10 protein-coding genes and 3 pseudogenes are annotated in these 14,628 nt (G+C 61.1%); 7 read left to right on the top strand and 6 right to left on the bottom strand.

Going from position 1 to position 14,628, the window contains the following annotated elements; translation table 11 throughout:
* On the top strand, positions 1–338 hold a 338-nt coding region (locus G552_RS0111400), incomplete at its 5' end, for a transposase (RefSeq protein WP_027883155.1).
* On the opposite strand, the pseudogene G552_RS15345 reads toward G552_RS0111400, so the two are convergent.
* Positions 280–1,535, bottom strand: a pseudogene (locus tag G552_RS15345) (succinic semialdehyde dehydrogenase). The gene G552_RS0111400 and the pseudogene G552_RS15345 sit on opposite strands and share 59 nt — an antisense overlap.
* Positions 1,536–1,825: 290 nt before the next feature.
* Here G552_RS15345 and G552_RS0111390 point away from each other — a divergent pair.
* Both G552_RS0111390 and G552_RS0111385 read left to right on the top strand, forming a co-directional pair.
* Entirely contained in the window at positions 1,826–3,178 is a 1,353-nt protein-coding gene (locus G552_RS0111390) for an ABC transporter permease subunit (protein ID WP_027883154.1), read from the top strand.
* Positions 3,178–4,506, top strand: coding sequence for a sugar ABC transporter permease (locus tag G552_RS0111385; RefSeq protein WP_027883153.1), 1,329 nt, complete (start codon positions 3,178–3,180; stop codon positions 4,504–4,506). The genes G552_RS0111390 and G552_RS0111385 overlap by 1 nt, the downstream gene beginning before the upstream one ends.
* Before the next feature lie 12 nt (positions 4,507–4,518).
* Here the strand turns inward: G552_RS0111385 and G552_RS15340 are convergent.
* A pseudogene (locus G552_RS15340) lies at positions 4,519–5,642 on the bottom strand (RNA-guided endonuclease InsQ/TnpB family protein).
* A gap of 86 nt (positions 5,643–5,728) precedes the next feature.
* On the opposite strand from G552_RS15340, the gene G552_RS0111375 reads away from it, so the two are divergent.
* The 4 genes from G552_RS0111375 to G552_RS0111360 all read left to right on the top strand — a co-directional run bounded on the left by G552_RS0111375 (position 5,729) and on the right by G552_RS0111360 (position 12,014).
* Entirely contained in the window at positions 5,729–7,465 is a 1,737-nt protein-coding gene (locus G552_RS0111375; RefSeq protein ID WP_027883152.1) for a glycoside hydrolase family 13 protein, read from the top strand.
* Between the two features lie 49 nt (positions 7,466–7,514).
* Positions 7,515–9,758 carry an endonuclease MutS2 gene (locus G552_RS0111370; protein ID WP_027883151.1) on the top strand — a complete coding sequence of 748 codons (2,244 nt, stop codon included), beginning with the start codon at positions 7,515–7,517 and terminating at the stop codon, positions 9,756–9,758.
* Between the two features lie 148 nt (positions 9,759–9,906).
* Entirely contained in the window at positions 9,907–10,581 is a 675-nt protein-coding gene (locus tag G552_RS0111365) for a response regulator transcription factor (RefSeq protein ID WP_027883150.1), read from the top strand.
* An 11-nt stretch (positions 10,582–10,592) separates the two neighbouring features.
* Positions 10,593–12,014, top strand: a complete 1,422-nt coding sequence (locus tag G552_RS0111360; protein WP_027883149.1) for a sensor histidine kinase — start codon at positions 10,593–10,595, stop codon at positions 12,012–12,014.
* Here G552_RS0111360 and surE read toward each other — a convergent pair.
* From surE to G552_RS15335, 4 genes and pseudogenes are all read right to left on the bottom strand, one after another.
* Positions 12,011–12,775, bottom strand: coding sequence for a 5'/3'-nucleotidase SurE (surE, locus tag G552_RS0111355; RefSeq protein ID WP_027883148.1), 765 nt, complete (start codon positions 12,773–12,775; stop codon positions 12,011–12,013). The two genes, G552_RS0111360 and surE, sit on opposite strands and share 4 nt — an antisense overlap.
* 37 nt (positions 12,776–12,812) lie before the next feature.
* Positions 12,813–13,892, bottom strand: coding sequence for a fatty acid desaturase family protein (locus G552_RS0111350; protein ID WP_027883147.1), 1,080 nt, complete (start codon positions 13,890–13,892; stop codon positions 12,813–12,815).
* 108 nt (positions 13,893–14,000) lie between these two features.
* The gene (locus tag G552_RS0111345) at positions 14,001–14,207 is read right to left on the bottom strand and encodes a cold-shock protein (protein ID WP_027883146.1); all 207 of its coding nucleotides are present in this window, start codon (positions 14,205–14,207) and stop codon (positions 14,001–14,003) included.
* Positions 14,208–14,283: 76 nt separating this feature from the next.
* A pseudogene (locus G552_RS15335) lies at positions 14,284–14,628 on the bottom strand (integrase core domain-containing protein); the annotation flags it as partial.

Raw genomic sequence — 14,628 nt, 5'->3', positions numbered from 1 at the left:
TACTGGAAGGTAGATGTACGAAAGAAGCGGTACTGGCTTTTCTTGAGAAGCAGGCCCAACAAGCCAGCCAGCAAAACAAGCTCACGGTCATGGTGCTGGACAATGCCAGCTTCCACAAAGCCAAGCTGATCCAGGCTCGGCTGGCAACCTGGCAAGCGCAAAACCTCTATCTACGCTTCTTGCCTCCCTACAGCCCTCAGCTCAACCTCATCGAGACCTTTTGGAGAAAGCTCAAAGCCTACCTTCTGCCCCGCCGCCATTACGCTAGCCTCTCCCACCTCAAGCAAGCCCTGTTGCAAGCCTTGGACCTACTGGGGGCTGTGGAGGTAAAAATCTAATGGGGAAATACTTAGCGTTGAGACCATACTCGCTCTGGTTGATTAGCTCCAACACCTGCTCGAGGTCGCTGAACTTATACAGGCTGACCACCGGGCTAAACCTTTCTTCTGCATATACTCGCATCTCGGGCGTGACGTGGGTCAAAATGGTGGGCTCGAAAAATAGAGGGCCTACCTCAGGCCGCACCCGGCCACCGGCCAGTAGGGTGGCCCCTTTGGCCAAGGCATCTTGTAGGTAGGCCTGGACGGTCTCGAGCTGGCGCTGTACGCTTAGCGAGCCCACCTGGATCCGGTGATCCAAAGTGGCCCCCAGCCGCAAAGCCATGGTTTTCTCAACCAAGCGGTGGGTAAAAGGCTCAAACAGCCTTTCATGCACATAGATGCGTTCAATACCCACACAAAGCTGGCCAGCGTTAGCGAAAGCACCCCGGATAGCTCCGTCGACTGCGGCCTCGAGGTCGGCCTCCTCCAACACCAGCATAGGGTTCTTGCCCCCCAGCTCCAGGCTCACCCCGATGAGCCGTTCCCCAGCCTGAAGGGCCACCCTGCGCCCGGTGGCGGTGCTACCGGTAAGGGCTATGAAGTCAGCCGAGGCCACCAGGGCCTGGCCTACCTCGCCATCCCCTGTGACCACCTGGAACAACCCCTCCGGTAGACCTGCCTCCTCCTGCAAGGCCTGCACCCACAGGGTGGTGAAGGTGGTCTGGGGTCGGGCTTGAAGACCACCGCGTTGCCAGCCATCAAAGCTGGTATGGGTTCGCTTACCGCCATGGAAAGGGGGTAATTCCAGGGAGCCATGACCCCCACCGGGTGGCGGTAGACCCAGGTCTGGGTTAGACCTAAAAAAGTGCCTCCGGCCCGCCGAGGCCTGAGCCAGGCTGGGCTCCGGGTGGCATAAAACTGGGCCACAATGGCAGCATCGAGCAGCTCTTCCTGTGCGTCGCGGCGGGCCTTACCGGTCTCGCACTGCACCAGGTCGAGGATTTCTTCCCGCCGGGCCAAGAGCAGGTCGTGAAAACGCAGCACGATGCGGGCTCGAGCTTTAGGCTCTAGCTTGGCCCAAGCTGGCTGTAGCCCTCGAGCCCGCCGCACAGCTTCCTGGGCATCTTGTGGGGCACAAATAGGAATGTTTCCTAAAATCTGCCCATACCTAGGTGAAACAACCCGCCAATAAGCCCGTTTTTCCAAACAGGACACCCGCTGGGCTAGCCCCTCGAGCAGGGTAGGGGTGAACTGCGGCCCCTCGCGGGGGGGTTGATAGCCCTTAGCCGATCGGTCTTGATCATACCCCTCGCACCTTCCCCTCAAACGCCGCACAGAAGAGCTAGGGTCTTTGCTCCCTTGTGACCAGCAAGCCGTCAAGGCCTACTCCACGTAGCCGTTTGCAAAAGTGCTTCCATGCCGTTTGGAAGGGCAGATGAGAGCCCTGGGGGCTTAACAGAGCTGGCCTGGGGATATATGCTGGAAACGTTCGAAATGGAGGTTATATGTACCGATCCCCCCCGGGTGCTCGAGGTTTCTTCATAGCCATTGGGCTATTGGGCGGTGCGCTGCTGGCAGCCACCCTTGCCGGCCTGCTGGCCTTTTGGGCCTTGCAGGCGGCTTTTCCTCGGCCATTAGAGGAGGGCTACCCCGGCTACTTAATCCTGCTCTTCGCCGTGGTGGTACTGATTCCTCTGCTGGTCTGGTTGGGCCGCAGGGTTCCTTTCCTCACCGACTGGTACTACCTGCTCCCAGCCATCACCTTCCTGCTGGCCTTCACCGTTTTTCCCATCATCCTCACCACCTACTACGCCTTCACCGACTACAGCGGCCTGCGCAACGGCAAACCCGACCGCTCCACCGAGACCGAAATCGTGCGGGTTGAGGGACAACGGCTCTTCCTAGCGGGCAATGCACACGACCTCCTGCGCTGCGACCAGCCCGACTGCGCTGGCCAGGCCCTGGAAATTACCAGCCGCACCCAGCGGGCTCGGGTCAGCGCCGCCCAGGCCCAGGACAACATCATTACCCTCACCGCCCCCCCACCCTTTACCCCCAGCCTGGTTTACAAAATCAACGACTACCGGCTCGTGGGCTTCCGCAACTTCATGGAGATATTCAGCCGGGCCGGTACAGTTTTATTGCCCATTCTGGTTTGGAATATCGTTTTTGCAGCGGGGGCAGTCTTTGTAGGGGCCATACCCGGCCTGATTCTGGGCCTGTTGCTCAACAACAAAAATCTGGCCCTGCGCGGCTTTTACCGCACTGCTCTGATCATCTCCTGGGCTATCCCGGTGGTCATCAGCGTACAGATATTCACTGCAATGCTCAACGTGCAGTTTGGCCCCATCAACCGGCTGCTGGGCCTGCTGGGGGCCTACCCTATCCCCTGGCTGACCGACCCGGAGTGGTTTAAGGTCTCAGCCCTCCTCATCAGCCTGTGGCTGGGCTTTCCTTACTGGATGACGGCTACCTTGGGGGCCCTCTCCACCATTCCCGACGATGTCTACGAGGCTGCCCGCATTGACGGGGCCAGCGGCTGGCAGACCCTAACCGGCATCACCCTGCCCCTGCTGCGCCAGCCCTTCATTCCCCTGTTATTGGGTTCGTTTGCCTACAACTTCAACAACTTTGGCCTCATTTACCTGATGGGCCCCCAGCCTGGTGTGGAGGGCCGCCCCTCTACTGCTCAGGCTGCGGATATTCTCATCACCTGGGCCTACAAAACCGCTTTTCAGGCTGATGGCGGCCAGGCCTATGGCCTGGGGGGAGCCATCTCGATTCTGATTTTCTTCCTCACGGTGGCCATTAGTCTCATCAACTTCCGCTTCACCGGAGCCCTGCGGGAGGTACGCTAATGCACATCATCTGGCGTTATGCTGGCTGGGCTCTGTTTGGCCTGGCTGTGGCCTGGCTGCTGCTGATCTACTTTCCCAGCCTGCTAGCCCGCATCCAGCCCAACATCCCTCCTGGCTTCGTGCGCATCGAGAATGGCTGGGTCTATGCCCTGGCCGGACTCCTGGTCATTATTGGATTCATTCTAATCTACACCTGGCTGGTCACCTACCTGAGCAACCACCGCAGCGGGCGCAAGCGCAGCTTTTGGCCTCTTTTTGGCCAGGGCCTCACCCATCTGTTTTTGCTGTTGGTGCTGCTGTTTGCCTACTACCCCATCCTGCAGATTCTGGCCGCTTCCTTCGACCCCCGCAACACCCTCTACCGCATCCTACCCCCGGCCAGCGACAACCTGCTGGTGCGGGCCCGGGTAATTCCCGACTTCTCCCAGCTAAGCTGGGAAAACTACGCCAAGCTATTTGATGGGTTCGTGCTCTACCCTTACCAGGGGATTTTGCTGCTGATGGCTGGCCTTTGCCTGCTCTTCGCTTTAGGGCTGGCGGCCTACCGGCGTCTTGTGGGAGATGGCGACGTGGATAGCCCCTGGGCCCGGCTTCAGGGGCGCAGCCTGGCCCTCTTTGCCCTACTGGGTTTTGCGCTGGTGGTCTTCCTTTCCCCCAGCCAGTTCACCGGCCAGGGCACCGAGGCCAAGTTTATGCTGTGGGTGCGGAACACCCTTTTCGTTTCGGGCATTACCGGTATTCTAGCAGTGCTGCTCACCGCTACGGCAGGGTATGCCTTTGCCCGCTTCAACTTTCCTGGCCGCTACCCCATGCTTTTGGTCTTTATCTTCATCCAGATGTTCCCCGGTTTCTTGGGCCTGGTGGCCACCTACGTCCTGATCTCCAACCTGGGCCTGCTCAACACCTTTACTGGACTAGTGCTAGCCTACTCTGGAGGCATTATCAGCTTTGGTACCTGGGTATACAAAGGCTTCTTAGAGAGCATCTCCAAAAGCCTCGAGGAGGCCGCCTTGATCGACGGGGCCAGCAAGTGGCAGGCGTTTACCTTGGTACTGCTGCCGCTTTCCACCCCCATGTTCGTGTTTATCTTCCTCTTGCAGTTCGTGGGCACCTACTCGGAGTTCATTGTGGCCAACCTTTTCCTCACCGGAGTGGACTCCTGGACGGTAGGCATGGGGCTGCGCAACTTCACTACCGGGCAGTTCTCAACCCGCTGGGGCTTGTTCGCCGCCGCCTCGGTGCTGGGCTCCCTGCCCATCCTGCTCACCTTCTACGGCTTCCAACGCTACTTCGTTTCGGGCTACACCGCTGGCTCGGTGAAAGAGTAAACCACCCCACGGCTAAAGCCGGGGGCTTTCCGAGGGAGGACAATGCAGAGAAGACACCCTCAGAATCCGGGCCGGTTTACAACGGCCCCTGCCCATCGAGCCTGCTCTCTGGGCAAGGTTATGCGCGGTTACCCAGTCCGCGTTGTGCTGGAACCCGCACGCCTGGCAGCGGAAGAGGGCCTGGCTTCGCCGGTTGGCCCTGGCGACGTGTCCACAACGGGGGCAGGTCTGGCTGGTGTGGTGAGGGTCTACGGCCACAACCATTACGCCCTTCAGGGCTGCTTTGTACTCCAGGAAAAACCGGAGCCTGGCGTAGGGCCAAAGGTGGTGGAGATGTCTCTCCCTCCGGCCCCGCTTGTGGGTACGACCCCTGATGCCGTTCAGGTCTTCAACCGCCAGGGTGTCCCCAGGTTTGAGACCATTCACGATGTGCCGGGCCAGGGTGTGCAGGGTATGGTTTACGAAGCGGGCCTCCCTTCCGCGAAGCCGTGCCCAGAGGCGCTTCACGCCTCTGGTGCGTTCGGAAGGGCGGTCGAGTCTGGAACGAACCTCGGCCCGCTTCTTCAAGTAGTGCAGCCGCTTACCCTTCAGGAATCCGCTCGTAAGCTGTACTCCATCCGAGAGGGTGGCCAGAACCTTCTGCCCCAGATCAACACCCACCACCTTGCCTCCACCGGGGGAAGGGGTGGGGGCATCTATCCGAAGGATAAGGTGAATGTACCACTTCCCCTTGGGGCCTTTGGTGAGCACCCCACCCTGCACGCTCCTGGCCCGCTTCAACACCCCCCGCTGGTAGTTGCCGAGCTTGAGGGAGATGCGCAGCCGTCCCTGCACGGTGGTCAGGGAGACCCTCTCGTCCTCCCAGCAGAGGGAGAGGGTGCGCTGGTCGAAGACACAGGAGGTGGGCTGGTAGAACTTTGCCCGGCTCCCCTTCTTCCGACCCACACGGGCAATGGCCTGCACCGCCAGGTTAGCCGAGAGGCCCATCGCGCGGAGGTCGCGGTAGACCAGGCGGTGCAGCCGGAAGCGGCGAAACTCCCCCACTGCCTTAGCCACCCTCAGGGCACGGTGGCCTCCAGGGCGGCCCCCTGTTCGGGAGTGGGCTTGAGGGTGCAGCGAAGGGTGAGAGTCTGCACAGAGGCATTTTACCACATCATGCGAAAGGAGGTGCGGCTCTCCTCCCCATGCCTGAAGGCAGGGGTCTTTGCGCCGCAAGTTGCCGATGAACTACCACGACTGGGAACCCTTCTGCGTTGACCCCCTGCGGCCTGCCCTAGGAGAGGAAGTGACTTTGCGTCTGAAGACCCGGGCCAGGGCTGGCTTTCTAATCCTGCTGCGCTACGGCGAGGTGGAAAGGCACCCTATGCAGCCCATCGAGGGCGGACTGGAGATCAGGCTGCCGCTTTATGAGTCGCCCCTGCGCTACTGCTTCTACCTAAGCGCCGAGAAAACCTACCTGGCAGCCCACGGCCCGCAGGCCACCCTGCCCCGCTACGACCGGTTCTTCCACCTGCTGGCCCAGCCCACCCCACCCGAGTGGGCGATAGGTGCTGTGTTCTATCAGATCTTCCCCGACCGCTTTTACAACGGCAACCCGGCCAACGACCCCCAGAGCGGGGCCTGGGTCTATATGGGGCGGCCCATCGTGAAAAAAGCCTGGGACGAACCCCTGAGCAACGCCCCAGGGGACGGGCCCTTGCAGCACTATGGGGGCGACCTCGAGGGTATCCTGCACAAGCTGGACTACCTACAGACTTTGGGCATTGAGGTCCTCTACCTCACCCCCATCCTGCCAGCTCCCTCCAACCACCGCTACGATGCCAGCGATTACCACAACGTAGACCCTCACCTAGGGGGCAACCCGGCCTTCGCCCGCCTGGTCGAGGCCCTACACCAGCGGGGCATGAGGCTGGTTTTGGATGGGGTGTTCAACCACATTGGCCACACCCACCCCGACTTCCAAAAAGCCCTCCAAGACCCCACCTCGCCCGAGGCCGGGCAGTTTACTTTTTATGCCGATGGCTCTTACGCTGCTTTCTATGGTGTCAAGTCTCTCCCGAAGCTGGACTACAGCAATCCCCTGACCGTAGAGCGGTGGATTGACGGTTACCACGCCCCGGTGCGGCACTGGATCCGCCAGGGAGCGGATGGATGGCGGCTGGACGTGGCCCACCAGATTGGGGAAGGCGGTACCGACCGGCGCAACCTGGAAATCCTCCGTCTAATCAAACATAACAGTCTGGAGGAGAATCCCGAGGCGCTAGTCTTTGGTGAGCTGTTTTTCGATACCGTTCCCACCCTGCGGGCCCACACCCTGGACGGCGCTATGCACTATGCCGGCTTTGCCAACCCGGTGATGGAGTGGCTCTCAGGGCGAAACATATACGGCTGGGAGGTGTCAGTCTCTACCCAAGCGCTTTGGGAGACCCTGTGGGACCACTACACAGCACTGCCTTTGCAGCTTCGCCAGAGCATGTACACCCTGATCAGCAGCCACGACATTCCCCGGGCTTTATGGCGGCTGCAAGGGGATGTGTCAAAGTTCAAGCTGGCCCTGGGTCTGCTTTACACCTTCCCCGGCGCACCCGGTCTCTACTACGGCGACGAAATTGGCCTTGAGCAAGCTAACCCCTACCACGAGTGGAACGGCGACCCCATGTGCCGGGGCACCTTTCCCTGGGACGAAACCAGGTGGAACCGGGAGATTCTGCGCTGGACCCAGGCCCTTATCCGGCTTAAGAAAACCGTTCCGGCCCTGCGGCGCGGTGGACTGCAGCCTTTACGGGTGGAAGACCATTGGCTGGCGTTCAGACGGCACTACCAGAACCAAGAAGTCTGGGTGTACGCCGCCTTAGAGCCGATTGAGGTTAGCCTGCCCCCCTGCGTGAACCTGCTTAACGGGAAAACCTTGGAAGGCCCTGTTAGGCTCGAGGGGTTGGGGCTTTTTAGCCCGCTGTAAACTAGAATGCGTACCACCCTAGGCGCTAGGCTATACTGGCCTTTTGGGTATGCTAAAGCCCATCGAAGCCCTGGATTTTGACCGCATCCGCCAGGCCCTGGCGGAGCGGGCCTCGACCCTGATGGGCCGCGAAGCCCTGCTGGCCCTGGCCCCCAAGGCCTCGCTGGCCGAGGCCCTGGCCCAGCAGGCCACCGTGGCCGAGGCCCTGGCCTACCCCTACCGGCTGGGGGGCATCGCCGACCTGCGGCCCGCCCTGGCTGCCGCACAGGAGGGGTTGCGGTTGGAAGGGCCCGAACTGCGCGAAGCGGCGGCCAGCCTGGAAGCTGCCGTAGCCCTAAAACATGAGCTCATCGAGATCGGCGAGCACCTAAAAGCCCTGGCCGCCCAGATCGGCGAGCACACCCTTTTCTTGCGACGGGTCCGGGAGTGTCTGGACGAAGGTGGGCAGGTGCGCGACGAGGCCACCCCCCGCCTTCGAGAGATTCGTCGCCGGATTAATCCCATACGCGAGCAAATTCAAGAGCGGCTCTACCGGCTGATGGACCGCCACCCCGAGGCGGTGCAGGAACGCTTCATCACCCTGCGGCGCGAGCGCTACGTCATCCCGGTGCGGGCTAGCTTCCAGCATAAGATTCCCGGCATTGTGCTCGACCAGTCCGATTCGGGCTTGACGGTCTACCTCGAGCCCAGCGGGGTGGTTCCCCTCAACAACCAGCTGGCCAGCCTGAGGCTGGAGGAAGAAGCCGAGGTTAATCGGGTCTTGTTCGAGCTTTCGGCCCTTCTGGCCCAGGACACCGAGCTAGAACAAACCCTAGAGGCCCTGACCGCGCTGGACGTGGCCCGGGCCGCAGCCCTCCTGGCCGAGGACTGGCACCTGGTACGGCCCCGCCTGAACCAGGAGGGGGTCTACCGCCTCAAGGCCGCCCGCCACCCGCTGATTCCCCAGGCTGTGGCCAACGACCTCGAGCTCTCCTCTACTCAGCGCCTTTTGCTCCTTACCGGCCCCAACATGGGGGGCAAGACCGCCCTGCTCAAAACCCTGGGCTTGGCTGTCCTGATGGCCCAGTGTGGCCTTTTTGTGGCCGCCGAAGCTGCCGAGCTGGCCTTCCCCGACCGGCTCTTCGTGGACATCGGCGACCAGCAGTCCATCCAGGAAAACCTGTCTACCTTTGCCGCCCACCTGCTCCAATTGCAAGAGGTGCTGCGCTGGGCCACACCCCACAGCCTGGTGCTGATCGACGAGCTGGGCTCGGGCACCGACCCTGAGGAAGGAGCCGCCTTGGCCCAAGCCTTTCTCGAGGCCTTGCTGGCCCGGGAGGTTCAGGGCCTGGTCACCACCCACCTCTCCCCCCTCAAAGCCTTCGCTCAGGAAACCCCAGGGGTACAGAACGCTTCCATGCGCTTCGATCTGGAGGCGCTGCGCCCTACTTACGAGCTGGTGGTGGGGGCACCCGGACGGAGCTATGCCCTGGCCATTGCCCGCCGGCTGGGCTTCCCCACCGAGCTAGTGGCCCGGGCCGAGGTGCTGCTGGGGCCGGAAGGAGGTCGGCTCGAGCGCTTATTGGCTGCCCTCGAGGCCGAGCAGCAAAACCTACAAAAATCCCGCCAGGAAGTCCAGGCCGAGCGGCAGCAATGGGAAAAACTGAACCAAGAGCTGAACCAGCAGCTTAGCGAGCTGAATCAACACAAACAGCGCCTGCTGGAAGAAGCCCAGGCCGAGGCCGCTGCCTTAGTGCGCGAGGCTCAGGAACGGGTGCGGCAAGCCCAAGAGCGGCGCAAGGCCCGGGGCCAGGGCCAGGTGCTGCAGGAGCTCATCCAGCTCCGCAGTCGCTACCAGCCCACAAAAACATCCCCTCCTCCTACCTTGCAGGTCGGCAGCCGGGTGGAAGTACCCGAGTACGGCGGTCAGGGCACCATCGTGGAACTTAGAGGCCAGGAGGCCGTGGTGCAGATGGGGCCTCTTCGCCTTAACCTGCCTTTATCCCAGCTACAAAGCAAAGAAACCACTCCTTCCAAGCCCACCAGCCGGGTGCTGCACAAAGCTCGCATCGCCAACGAGTTGAACCTGCGTGGCCTTACGGTAGAGGAAGCTTTGCTAGTGGTAGACGACTACCTGACCGAGGCCCAGGCCACCGCTACCACCCCGGTACGACTCCTGCACGGCAAGGGCACCGGGGCCTTGCGCAACGCCCTGCGCGAATCCCTCCGGCGCGACCGGCGGGTAGCCCATTTCCACGATGCCCTGCCCTACGAGGGGGGTCATGGGGTGACGGTGGTTCACCTGCGGGTCTGAGGCCGCTGGGAACCCTAGCAGAATTCTTGAATAGCACAAGAGCGCCTGAGAGGCGGGACTCTCATGAAAATAGGCTGGATGAATAGTCGATTAGTGCAAAAGCCACATTTCTCATGAGAAACTCCGCTACCCTGTACTCATGGAAGGCATGGAACAACCCCTGATCCTGATCGTCGAAGACGAGAAGGACATCGCTCGCTTTATCGAGCTCGAGCTCCAGGCAGAAGGCTACCGCACCGAAGTAGCCTACGACGGCATCACCGGACTTTCCCGCTTCCGCGAAACCAATCCCAACCTGGTGGTCATGGACCTGATGCTTCCGGTGATGGACGGCCTCGAGGTGGCCCGGCGCATCCGCAAGACCTCCAATGTGCCCATCGTTATCCTGACCGCCAAAGACCGGGTGGAGGACAAGGTGGAGGGGCTGGACGCAGGAGCCGACGACTACCTAGTCAAGCCCTTTAGCATCGAGGAGCTGCTGGCCCGCATCCGGGCTCACTTGCGCCGGGTTACCCCGGCCATCACCGGCGAGATACGGGTGGCCGACCTGATCATCAACCTCGAGGGCCGCGAGGTCTACCGCAATGGGCGCCGCATCGAGTTCTCTAACAAAGAGTTTGAGCTATTAGAGCTTCTGGCCAAGAGCCCTGGCAAAGTCTTCAGCCGCTTCGAGATCGAGGAGAAAGTCTGGCCCGGCTACCAAGGTGGTTCCAACGTGGTGGATGTGTACATCGGCTACCTGCGCAAGAAGCTGGAAGGCAACGGTGAACGCCGCCTCATCCACACCGTGCGCGGCGTGGGGTACGTCCTGCGTGAGGATTAGCCCCTTTACCCATGACCCTGCGCACTCGCATCACCCTACTGACCCTGGCCCTGCTGGCCTTTTCCCTGCTCTTGATTGGGGGGTCGGTGTATGGCACCCTGCAGTTCACCCTCTACGAAAACCTGCGGCGCGAGCTGGCCGAAACCTCTCTCACCGCCCAGCAACTTATCCGGGAGCGGGCTGATCTCAGCAGCCTCCCCCTTACGGTCTATGGGCAGGCCCTGTGGGTGCCCTTCCCCGACCCCACCGCGGGCGACATCCTGCAAGGGGCGGCTATTCCTTTTGCCCAGTCGTTGGCCTTGGGCAACGCCAGCCTAACCCTTTCGGAAAAGGGCTTGCAGGAGGTCCTGCGCTCGGGTGGGTTTTACACCCAGACCGTCCTCACCCGCCCAGACGGTACCCAAGTGCCCCTGCGGGTGCGGGCTGAGCGCCTCGAGACCGAGATCGCCGGCATCCCCCAGGGCAAGCAACTTGTGATTTTGCTGATAGGCAAATCCACGGAAAACATCGAGAGCACCCTGGCGGATTTTGCCCGTACTTACACGGCCACCGCTGTGCTGGTGCTTATCTTTGGCGGCCTATTGGCCTTCCGGCTGGTACGGCAAACCCTAGAACCTTTGGAATGGGTGGCCCGCAAGGCCGAACAGGTCAGCGACAAGCCCGAGCGGCTACCCGAACCTGAAGGCCGCGACGAGGTGGCCTCGCTGGTGCGCTCGCTCAACCGGATGCTGACCCGGCTGGAAAGCGCCTGGGAGACCCAGGGCCGCTTCCTGGCCGATGCTTCTCATGAGCTGCGCACCCCCGTCACCGCCATCCTGGGGCACATCAGCTATCTGCTGCGGCGCACCCCGGTCTCGGAGCCGCAACGGGAAAGCCTGGAGATCATCAAACGCGAGGCCGAGCGGATGCAAAAGCTGGTGGGCGATCTGCTCGAGCTTTCCAAGACCGGGGGAAGCTGGAAAGTTCAGCTGGGGGCTGTACATCTACCCACAGTGCTCAACGAGATTGTCGAAGAATACAGCAAAAGCTTCGAGGGTCAGCTTTCCCTCGAGGCCCCCGAGTCCCTGTGGGTACTGGGCGACCCCGAGCGGCTGCACCAGGTCTTCGCCAATTTGGTCTCCAACGCCATCAAGGCCCACGCCAGCCAGATACGCCTGGTAGCGCTGGACTTAGCCGAGCGGGTGGTGGTTCGGGTCGAAGACAACGGGGAGGGCATCCCCAAAGAACACCTACCTCACCTGTTCGAGCGCTTTTACCGGGTGGACAAGGCCCGCGACCGTGAACGTGGCGGCAGCGGGCTGGGGCTGGCCATCGTTCGCTCCATCGTGGATGCCCATGGCGGTACGGTCTGGGTGGAAAGCGAGCCTGGCCAGGGTTCGGTGTTCAGCCTCTCGCTCAAAAAGGCCCAAGCCCCCCACCCACAGCTAGTCTAGGCCAGAAGGTCGGCCTCGAGGCTAAAGCGGTGCTCGAGGTCGGCGGCAAAGGCGTGGTTGGTATAGTCCAAGGAGATGGGTGTAATGGAGATAAAGCCGTGCCGGACAGCCCAAAAATCGGTGCCCTCCTCCAGCTCGGCGGTGGGCTTGCCTGCCACCCAGTAGTACGGCCGCCCCTCGGGGTCCACCCGCTCCACTACAGAATCCTCGTAACGGTGGGTGGACAGGCGGGTAATGCGAACGCCCTGGGGCTTTTGGTTGGGAAAGTTCACGTTGAGCAAGGTTTTTTCCGGTAGACCATGCCGCAGCACCCAGCGGGCAATGACCGCAGCATAGCGGGCCGCTTCCTCAAAACGCAGCTCCTCCCCCGAGGCGTCCAGACTGAAAGCGATGGCGGGAATCCCCATCGAAGCCCCCTCCAAAGCCGCGGCCACCGTGCCGGAGTGGGTTAGGTCCAGCCCCATGTTGACCCCGATGTTGATACCCGAGACCACCAAGTCAGGCCGGCCTAGTAGCTGACTGCCCAGCACCACACAGTCGGCAGGCGTGCCGTCCACGCGGTACGCGGGAATCTCACCAAAACCCGCAGCCGCCGTGTGCTTGAAGCGTAAGGGACGGCGAAAGGTGATGCTGTGCCCTACCCCAGACTGCTCCACATCGGGGGCCACCACATTCACTTCGGCCAAAGGGCGTAGAGCAAAGGCCAAAGCCTTGATACCGGGCGAGAAGATACCGTCGTCGTTGGCAACCAGGATGCGCATACGCCCATAGCCTACCGCCAAAGCAAAGCGGCGGCCACTATCCTTGCTGCTTGCGCCTGCGGGTCACCAGGGGGGCAGCCTGGCCTCGACGAATTTTGCTTTCATCCAGGCCGAAGCCCAGGGTGCCAAACACCTGGCCGGTGGTCGGCTCGATCAGGTTGCGGTGATCGCGGTAGAGGCGGGGCGTTTTCCAAAGGTAGTACAGCGCTTTCCAATGGGGCAGCTCGTTGTAGCGCTCGGGCCAGAGTTCTTTGAGCTTCTGGGCTACCTGGTGAGCGTATTTGGGCGACAGAGCCGGGAAAACATGGTGTTCGATATGGTAGCCAAACCCCAGGGTAAGCCACTCGAGCCAGCGGGGGTTGCGCACGGTGAGGCTGTTGAGCAGGGGGTCGTTGGTCTCGGTGATGGGGTTGAGCAGGTGGTTGGTAGCGATAAAGCTCATGGCGATAAAGTTGGCCATTAACCAGGGAAGCCCGTACACAAACAGAAAGTTAAGCGGCCCCAACCAGAAAAGCAGCATAAGCCAGACCAGCGGGGGCAAAACCGCCTGAAAAATCACCACAGGCCGCTCGTTCGGCTTAAACTCGGGCAGAAAGCGCCAAAACATGCGGTAAGCATGCAGGGTAAACCAGAAGGTGAAGGAGAAGAACAAAAAGAAGCTGCGCAAAGCTGGCACCTGGCGGAACATCCACCGCACCAAAGGCTTTTGAATGGCGGCCTCGAGGGCCCCCATGGCGTCAGGATCATCATGCGGGTGCTGGGTGTGACCGTGATGCTCGACGTTGTGCCACTTGCGCCAAAGCCGAGCCCCCACCATCAAGGGCATAAAAGCCACACTGCCCGCCAGCGAGCGCAACAAGGGGTTTTTGGTTACAGCGCCGTGCAAAATCTCGTGGGCTAAGAAGCCCAGCCCCACAAAGGCATACCCAATACCCAACGAGAGCAACAGCTTGAGGCCCACATAGGGGGTGGCCACAATACCCCAGGCGCACAGCCCAAATAAGGCCAGGAAGATGGGCAGATAGCCCATCCGGGCCGGAACGGGCTCAAAGAAATGGCGGGGCAAACCTGCTTTTAGAGCTTTGGTGTACTCGCGTAGGTGCTGTTCTTCCGTCATAAGGAACTCCTCCCACGTTGAAGGCTGAATGGAGGCAGTATACGACAAGCGCTTTCTTGGATAGGCAAAAAAGCTCCCCAGAGTGGGGAGCTTGGCTTAACGAAGCGATTACACCAACTTTACGTTTTTGGCCTGAGGGCCCTTGCCGTTCTTGCCGGATTCAACTTCAAACTCGACCCGATCCCCTTCATTCAGGCTCTTGAAGCCCTGGCCTTGGATGGCGGTGAAGTGTACGAACACATCGGGGCCGCCTTCTTGGGCGATGAAACCATAACCTTTTTCCGCGTTGAACCACTTTACGATGCCTTTGTTCATTTACTGCTCCTGATGTCCTACTGAAACCGGCTGGTTTTAGGGGGACAATGAAGGTTAGCACGCCCCAGGAAAAAAGTCAAATTTTGTAATCGGTCAACACATGTGAGACTGGGGAACCGACTCCTCCTGCATCTTAGCTAAATACTCCAAGGGAGCAAGACCCCCCAGGGCCATGTGAGGCCTTCGGCGGTTGTAGTGGTCCAGGTAGGCATCCAGCTCTGCCTGTAGCTCGCTGAGCCGGGGGGGCAGAGGCCGGGTATAGAGCTCCTCCCTAAAGGTCCGTTGCACCCGCTCCACGTGACCATTGAGTTTAGGACTCCTCGGCGGCAGCACAAACAAGGCAATCCCCAGAGCACAGCAGGCCTCCTCAAACTCGGCCATGAACTCGCTGCCCCCATCCACCTGGATGGCCCGGATGGGA

Source organism: Meiothermus rufus DSM 22234 (genome assembly GCF_000423425.1).
Taxonomy (GTDB): Bacteria; Deinococcota; Deinococci; order Deinococcales; family Thermaceae; genus Meiothermus; species Meiothermus rufus.
Note: the sequence above shows the minus strand (reverse complement) of the source record. Positions and strands in the feature narration are given on the sequence as shown.

Bases quoted from the DNA above. Each gene is read 5' to 3' on its own strand.
- G552_RS0111370 (WP_027883151.1), top strand. From the start codon at position 7,515: ATGCTAAAGCCCATCGAAGCCCTGGATTTTGACCGCATCCGCCAGGCC.
- surE (WP_027883148.1), bottom strand. From the start codon at position 12,775: ATGCGCATCCTGGTTGCCAACGACGACGGTATCTTCTCGCCCGGTATC.
- G552_RS0111375 (WP_027883152.1), top strand. From the start codon at position 5,729: ATGAACTACCACGACTGGGAACCCTTCTGCGTTGACCCCCTGCGGCCT.
- G552_RS0111390 (WP_027883154.1), top strand. From the start codon at position 1,826: ATGTACCGATCCCCCCCGGGTGCTCGAGGTTTCTTCATAGCCATTGGG.
- G552_RS0111360 (WP_027883149.1), top strand. From the start codon at position 10,593: ATGACCCTGCGCACTCGCATCACCCTACTGACCCTGGCCCTGCTGGCC.
- G552_RS0111345 (WP_027883146.1), bottom strand. From the start codon at position 14,207: ATGAACAAAGGCATCGTAAAGTGGTTCAACGCGGAAAAAGGTTATGGT.
- G552_RS0111385 (WP_027883153.1), top strand. From the start codon at position 3,178: ATGCACATCATCTGGCGTTATGCTGGCTGGGCTCTGTTTGGCCTGGCT.
- G552_RS0111365 (WP_027883150.1), top strand. From the start codon at position 9,907: ATGGAACAACCCCTGATCCTGATCGTCGAAGACGAGAAGGACATCGCT.
- G552_RS0111350 (WP_027883147.1), bottom strand. From the start codon at position 13,892: ATGACGGAAGAACAGCACCTACGCGAGTACACCAAAGCTCTAAAAGCA.